This window comes from Stenotrophomonas sp. STEN023, from assembly GCF_056760135.1.
Genome location: NZ_JBRREF010000149.1, coordinates 1 through 4,312, shown reverse-complemented (window position 1 = coordinate 4,312; position 4,312 = coordinate 1). Strand labels below are relative to the sequence as shown.

4 protein-coding genes are annotated in these 4,312 nt (G+C 63.8%); 3 read left to right on the top strand and 1 reads right to left on the bottom strand.

Annotated features, from left to right (window positions below):
- The first annotated feature begins 246 nt into the window (after positions 1–246).
- Positions 247–951 (top strand): fumarylacetoacetate hydrolase family protein, encoded by a 705-nt coding sequence (locus ACVOLV_RS22005; RefSeq protein WP_481556216.1) that lies wholly within the window; start codon positions 247–249, stop codon positions 949–951.
- A gap of 58 nt (positions 952–1,009) precedes the next feature.
- Complete coding sequence (gene mscL / locus ACVOLV_RS22000; RefSeq protein ID WP_481556215.1) at positions 1,010–1,426, top strand: large-conductance mechanosensitive channel protein MscL; 417 nt, start codon at positions 1,010–1,012, stop codon at positions 1,424–1,426.
- A 61-nt stretch (positions 1,427–1,487) separates the two neighbouring features.
- On the opposite strand, the gene ACVOLV_RS21995 is transcribed toward mscL, so the two are convergent.
- On the bottom strand, positions 1,488–2,471 hold the full coding sequence (locus ACVOLV_RS21995) for a hypothetical protein (RefSeq protein WP_481556214.1): 984 nt from the start codon (positions 2,469–2,471) through the stop codon (positions 1,488–1,490).
- 252 nt (positions 2,472–2,723) lie between these two features.
- Between ACVOLV_RS21995 and ACVOLV_RS21990 the strand changes: the two genes are divergently transcribed.
- On the top strand, positions 2,724–4,145 hold the full coding sequence (locus ACVOLV_RS21990) for a M28 family peptidase (RefSeq protein ID WP_481556213.1): 1,422 nt from the start codon (positions 2,724–2,726) through the stop codon (positions 4,143–4,145).
- Positions 4,146–4,312: the final 167 nt, after the last annotated feature.

Below are 4,312 nucleotides of genomic sequence, written 5' to 3'. Positions count from 1 at the left end.
CCCGCGCGTCCCGCCGCCACCCAACACCATGAACTGTCGTGCGGGCGGGCTGTCTCGCGGCTGGCGCGCGCGCGCCCCGGGCGAAGCCGACACCACCGAGACTACCGGCATAGCTGCAATCTGATCGACCATCTGCTTCGCGGCTTACGCCGCTCCCACAAATTGGCCTTCGCGCGCAGCGTGCCTACGCTCTACACAGATGCCTGCGTCCGCTAGAATTTTGCGTCGTTTCACCTGGACGCAAACATGACTGATCTGATTCCCGCCCTGCCCTTGCCCCGCATCCCGGTCGCCGGTGGCGGTACGTTCCCGGTGCACCGCATCTACTGCGTGGGCCGCAACTTTGCCGATCATGCACGCGAGATGGGCGCTGCTGCGCCCGCCTCGGCCAGCGAGCGCGGCCAGCCGATGTTCTTCATGAAGCCCGCCGATGCCGTGGTCGTTGGCGATGCCACGATCCCCTACCCGTCCGCCACCTCCGATCTGCACCATGAGGTCGAACTGGTCGTGGCGCTTGGCAGGGATGCACCTGCCGGCGTGCTCGCCGTCGAAGATGCAATGGCGTTGGTGCTGGCCTACGGCGTAGGCCTGGACCTGACCCGCCGCGACCTGCAGGCTGCTGCCAAGGCCAAGGGCGGCCCCTGGGATATCGCCAAGGGCTTCGACCATTCCGCTCCGGTCAGCAGCCTGGTGCTGGCATCCGAGGTGGGTGAGCTGGCGCCGTTGGAGCTGTCACTGGAAATCAATGGCGAGGAACGTCAGAAATCCACGCTGGACCAGATGATCTGGAACGTCGCGGACATCCTGCATGAGCTGTCCAAGCTCTACGCGCTGCGCGCCGGCGACCTGGTCTTCATGGGTACCCCCGCCGGCGTGGCCGCGCTGCAGCGCGGTGATCGCTTCAGTGCCCGCCTTGGAAAAATCGCACAACGCGACGGTTTGATCGCCTGATGACATCCACTGGGGTAGTCTGCGCCAGCTCCCCTTCATGCATACCTAGGACAAACACATGGGAATGATCAGCGAATTCAAGGAATTTGCGATGCGCGGCAACGTCATCGACCTGGCGGTCGGTGTCGTGATCGGTGCCGCATTCGGCAAGATCGTCACCTCGCTGGTCGAGAAGGTGATCATGCCGCCGATCGGCTGGCTGATCGGCAATGTCGATTTCTCGGCATTGGCCTTGACCTTGGCACCGGCCAAGATCGGCGCCGACGGCAAGGAAATCCCTGCAGTGGTGATCGGCTATGGCGATTTCATCAACACGCTGATCCAGTTCGTCATCGTCGCCTTTGCGATCTTCATGCTGGTCAAGGTGGTGAACCGGCTGTCGCGCAAGAAGCAGGAAGCACCGGCCGCTGCGCCGGAGCCGACGGAAGAAGTGCTGCTGCTGCGCGAGATCCGCGACGGCCTCAACAAGCACTGATCGATCATCATGCTTACCGACAGCGGCCGGGCCAACGCCCGGCCGCTGTCGTTTCAGGGCCTTAGAACAACAAGGTCATCGACGCCTGCGGGCTGACATAGGAGGCGCTGTTGCGCCCGCCCGGCAGCGACGCCTGCACCCCTACCAGAAACCCAATCTGCTGATTGAAGTTGTACTCCAGCGCCGGCGCGACACTGAAACTACGGCTCGCCCCATCATGTTGCTGGACGTGCTGGCGTTGTCCCGACGCATCCAGCTCGGTGCCATCGAGCAGGTTCCCCGATTGGCGGCTTGCAGTCACGTCCAGGGCAAGCGCCCAGTGGTGGTTGATGCTGTATTCCAAGCCCAACGCTGCACTGAGCGCAGGCCCCGGACTGACATGCCCACGAAAGCTGCGGTCGGTGCCATACACACTGGCACCATTGACCGACACATCCCGCGGCGCCGGGCTCCAGCGGGCCTGCCAGCGCCAACGCAACGGCCGCCCGTTGGCCAGCCAGTGATAGTTCTGAGCGATCAGCGACAAGTTGCTGCGCGACACACCACTGCCTTGGCCATTGAGCAGCTTGTCGCCCAGCTCGTCATAGCGCCCAGTCGGCAATGACTGACCAAGCATCACTGCAAGTGCAGCCTTGCCATTCAAGGCATCACCTTCACGGAACAGATAACGCAGCCGCAGCGCGCTGTCAGCAACACGGAAACCGTCACTGTGCTGTTTGCCTTGCGTGCTCTTGGCGCTGTCCAGCACCAGTTCACCAGAAAGATGATCGGTGATGCCAGCGCTGAGCAACAACGTCAGCAGCGACGAGTCACTGGAATCCTTCAAGGCATGCCTATCGCCATGATCGTCATAGCGCCCGCTGGCATGCGTGTGTATCCAATAGGGCTGGGCGTAGAACCTTCCCTGCGGCAGAGTTGACGGCGACGGTGTCACCAATGGCCCGGTAAAGCGCACGTCCTCCAGCGAGTGCGCCTGTGCCCATCCTGCGCTTGGCGCAAGCATCGCCACCAACAACGTCCCTGCAGCTCTGTTTCTCAATGTCATCAATTCGTCCTGGTTCATCCACCCGATCGGTGGAAAGCTCAGGCTCGCGCGCGACGCAGGGCTGCCGACACAGGGGAACCCCTGTTCACTCTGTAGCGGTTTTCACCTCACTATCGGCCTAAACGATCTGTCAGAACGCTGCCAGAGGAGAATCCCCCGCATCGGCCAAGCAGGCTTCCCCATACCAACTGGCACATTCCCCTACGACACGTCACTGTTACCCTGACTGGACAAATCACCTTGGAATTGACTATGCGTCGCCGTGCTCTTTCCCTTGCCCTTCTACTGCTGTGCACCTCGGCCGCTGCCAACGCAGCGCCTACCCATATCCCGCAGCAGGCAGTGGCCAAGGCTGGCGAACTGCGTGAGCAGGCTTTGGCTGACAACACTGCATGGCAGGTGGTTGAGTCGCTGACCACCGAAATCGGCCCGCGCATGGCAGGCAGCGAGGCCGATGCGCGTGCGGTGGAGTGGGCCAAGGCCAAATTCAAGGCGCTGGGCTTCGACAAGGTGTGGACCGAGCCGGTCACCTTCCCGAAGTGGGAGCGTCGCAGCGAGCATGCCTCGGTACTGGGCGCGCACCCGCAGCCTCTGACCATCACCGCCTTGGGCGGCAGCCCGGCCGGCACGGTGGAAGCCGAAGTCGTGCGTTTCGAAGGCCTGGATGCATTGAAGGCGGCACCGGAAGGCTCGTTGACTGGCAAGATCGCCTATGTCGACTTCACCATGACCCGCAAGCGGGATGGCGCTGACTATGGCATCGGCGGCAGTGTGCGCAGCCGTGGTCCGTCCGAAGCAATCCGCAAAGGTGCTATCGGCTTCATCATGCGTTCTGCCGGTACCGATTCGCATCGTATGCCGCATACCGGTATCACCCGTTATGACGAAGGCCTGACCCCGGTGCCGTCGGCCGCGCTCTCCGGCCCGGACGCCGACCAACTCAATCGTCTGGTCGCGCGCGGCGCTACCCGTATCCGCATCGCGCTGGATTGCGGCTGGGACGGCACGTACACCTCGCAGAATGTGATCGGCGAGATCACCGGCCGCAGCCTGCCCAGGGAAGTGGTGGTGATCGGCGGCCATCTGGATTCCTGGGACCTGGGCACGGGCGCCATCGATGACGGCGCAGGTGTCGGCATCACCATGGCCGCTGGCCATCTGATCGGTCAGCTCAAGCAGGCGCCCAAGCGCACCATCCGCGTCATCGCCTTCGCCAATGAAGAGCAAGGGCTATACGGCGGCAAGGCCTATGCCGCGGCGCGCGTGGCGGCCGGCGAGGTCGTGCAGCAGCACATCGCCGCCGAGAGCGACTTCGGTGCGGGCCGCATCTATGCCTTCAACACCGGCTCGGGCAATCCGGCCGAGTCGCGTGAAGCCACCCGGCAGATCGGCGAGGCGCTGGCACCGCTGGGCATCGAATACCGTGCCAACCAAGGCGGCCCAGGCCCCGACGTAGGACCGCTGGCCGCCAAGGGCGGCGCCTGGGCGTGGTTGGCGCAGGACGGAACCGATTATTTCGATCTGCACCACACCCCGGACGATACCCTGGACAAGATCGACCCAAAGGCGCTTGCCCAGAACGTGGCTGCGTATACCGTGTTTGCCTATCTGGCGGCGGAGTCTGAAGGCAGCTTCGGCAGCGAAGCCAAGGATGTGGTGCCACCGCGGGAGTAATCTCCTGCGCGGTTGAACCAAGAAAGGCGCCGCAAGGCGCCTTTCTTGGTTTGGTTTCCGTAGTGGGGGGCCCAGCACGGCACCACGGCCCGGGCGGCCAACCAATAGGGCCGCCAAGGGGGGGGGTGGGGGGGGGTGGGGTGGTGGGATGGCGGGGGTGGCCCCAC